General features: G+C 39.7%; 2 protein-coding genes. Both read left to right on the forward strand.

Going from position 1 to position 1674, the window contains the following annotated elements; genetic code table 11:
- Positions 1–514, forward strand: a 514-nt coding sequence (locus tag UC75_RS16625) for an amino acid permease (protein ID WP_128825329.1), incomplete at its 5' end; no start/stop codon positions are given.
- Between the two features lie 377 nt (positions 515–891).
- Positions 892–1674 (forward strand): amino acid permease (locus UC75_RS16630; RefSeq protein WP_128825337.1); only part of this gene is annotated, 783 nt, incomplete at its 3' end.

A 1674-nucleotide genomic window follows, 5' to 3' on the forward strand; every position in this document is an offset into this window, starting at 1 on the left:
GGTGATGTCTTCAATGAACAGCGGTGTGTTTTCAACCAGCCGTATGCTGTTCGGTTTATCAAAAGATGGTCAAGCACCAGGTGCGTTTGGTCGTTTATCAAAACGTGCAGTACCTTCAAATGGTTTGATTTTTTCATGTATTTTCATTATGGGCGGGGCAGTGCTTCAGTACTTTGTTCCAAACACAATGGAAGCATTTACTTTGGCAAGTTCACTCTGTGTGATTCTATTCATTAGTGTCTGGAGTCTTATCATGGTGTGCTATTTACGCTATCGTAAATTACGTCCTGAATTACATGAAAAATCTACTTTTAAAATGCCCGGTGGCATTTGGATGAGTTATATCGTTTTGGCATTTATGCTTTTCACTTTAGTTATCTTGGCACTTGAGCCAGATACATTGAAAGCGCTCTATGTCAGTCCAGTATGGTTAGTTATCTTAGGCGTTACCTATCATGTGCTCTATAAACCACGCATGAAAAAACTAGGACGCGAACTCGTCAACGATCATTAAGTTTTATTAAAAGCCAATCAAACATGATTGGCTTTTTTTATTTTCTTTCGATTTTTTATCGGAATAATGTTGTTTATTTTTAACTCAATAGAGCAGTTTAGAGGGGGGCGTAAAAGCGACATCTAGCATTATCACATGCTACACTCCGGCTAATCTGGAGAATCCAGATATGTTAATTAAAATTGCCGTGAAGGCAGTACATAAATAATGTGACTTAAAAAAACAGGACAAACGATTTATCAATTAAGGAAAAAATATACTTGAACATCTTGTCCTGAGGTATAGACTCAGCAACCCACGATATACGGTTCGTTTTTCTCCCTATAGGTTGCTGATTTTAAGTTAAGCAAAATATAAAAAGGACTTCTAATATGACAATGGTTCATCATCCAGATGAGGCAGGCTCCCCTGATCATTTACAACGGAAATTAAATAATCGCCATCTACAAATGATTGCAATTGGCGGTGCAATTGGAACCGGTCTATTTATGGGCTCGGGCAAAACCATCTCCCTCGCTGGTCCTTCAATTCTCGTGATTTACATGTTAATTGGAGGCATGTTTTTTTTCTTAATGCGTGCATTAGGTGAATTACTACTCGCTAATTTGCATTACAAGTCATTTGTCGATATGGCATATGATTTGATTGGCCCATGGGCTGGTTATTATATAGGTTGGACCTATTGGTTAGGCTGGGTACTGGTCGGTATTGCAGATTTATCTGCGGTCATTAACTATTTAAGTTTCTGGCTGCCCGAAGGCGCCAGTTTCTCACCAACACAACAAGCCATGATTAGTGCAGGCTGTGTACTATTCATTTTAGGGCTTAACCTTCTTACGGTGAAGTTGTTTGGTGAAGTTGAATTCTGGTTCGCACTCATTAAGATTTTGGCCATTATTGGCCTGATTGGAGTCGGTGGTTACATGATCCTCACTCATTTTCAAGCTCCGCATGGTGAGGTTGTGAGTGTAAGTAATGTGTGGTCGCATGGTGGCATATTTCCAAAAGGCGTAAGCGGATTTTTGGCAGGTTTCCAGATTGCCGTGTTTGCCTTTATTGGCGTCGAATTGATTGGTACAACGGCTGCTGAAACCAAAGATCCAGAGAAAAATCTACCGAAGGCAATTAACGCGATTCCTGTACGTATTATTTTATTCTAT

The sequence above is a fragment of the Acinetobacter sp. V2 genome, from assembly GCF_001188385.1.
In the GTDB taxonomy this organism is placed as follows: domain Bacteria; phylum Pseudomonadota; class Gammaproteobacteria; order Pseudomonadales; family Moraxellaceae; genus Acinetobacter; species Acinetobacter oleivorans.